The sequence below is a fragment of the Kribbella sp. NPDC050281 genome (assembly GCF_040655855.1).
In the GTDB taxonomy this organism is placed as follows: domain Bacteria; phylum Actinomycetota; class Actinomycetes; order Propionibacteriales; family Kribbellaceae; genus Kribbella.
On record NZ_JBFAKS010000113.1, the window covers coordinates 1 to 1,093 of the forward strand.

The 1,093-nt window shown below is 56.3% G+C and carries 1 pseudogene; it reads right to left on the reverse strand.

What is annotated here, in order from left to right:
• Positions 1-32: 32 nt before the first annotated feature.
• Positions 33-1,093 (reverse strand): annotated as a pseudogene (locus AB0I34_RS44175) (IS3 family transposase); the annotation flags it as partial.

The window sequence follows — 1,093 nt, forward strand, 5'->3', positions numbered from 1 at the left end:
TTCGTCATTTATCCTTCGCCGAATGCCAATGACTAGTCCTGATATAGGTTGACACTTTTCAACCGGATAACGCCCGATGAACCTCATCGGGCGTTTTGTATTTCAGCGACAAGTGCGGCCGCCGCGTGTTGTAGAGGTTCACCGACTCCCTGACCATCTTTCTTGCCTGCGCGATATCTTCTGGCCTGCCGAGCAGGTATTCCGTTTTGAGTATCCCGTTTATCCGTTCCGCCAGCGCGTTCTGATAACAGTCATACCCGTCCGTCATCGAGCAGATGACGCCATACTGCTGATGTAACGCCTGATATTCCTGCGAGCAGTACTGGATACCCCTGTCCGAGTGATGCACCAACGGCAACGCCGTGCGTCTGCCGGCCAGTGCCATTTTGAACGCGCAGGCGACATGCCGGGTATGCAGACTGTCATGCACGTGATATCCCACGATTTTTCTCGACCAGGCATCCGTTACCAGGCTGACATACGCCGTCCCCGTTCTCAGCGGCAGGTAGGTGATATCCGCCACCCATACCTGTTCCGGACGGCTGGCTATTACTTGATTGTCTCCCGCTTTTAGCAGGTTGGGATGGCGATAAAAACGATGATGGCTGTGCGTCGTCTTGTGATACGCCCGTTTAGGCATCACCAGTAACCGCGCGCAGCGCAGGATACTGAACAACCGGTCACGGCCCACATGCAACGCCGGTTCGGGGTGTTGCCGCAACAGGTGATGCAGCTTACGTGTCCCCAGTCGGGGTTGGTGCAAGCGGATGGCCGTCACCTGTTCGACGAGATGCCGGGCCTGCTCCTCTTTGCCTGCTTCACGCTGCAGGGACTGATACCACGCTTGTCGGCTGATGCCCATCCATCGGCAGGCCCGCGTTACTGTGAGTCCCGGTACTTGTGTTTGCGCGATAAGGCGGTTAGCTGCTTTTTTGTCAGCGTGGCGCCAAAGTCGGTGTTCATCACTTTGACGACAGCTTCGAAGAACTGGGCTTTGACTTCAGATTCAGCCAGTTGCTGCTCAAGTTCTTTAATACGCTGTTCGGGCGGCTCGGCACTGGGCTGCGTCAAGGGTGGGACGCTCGTGGATGTC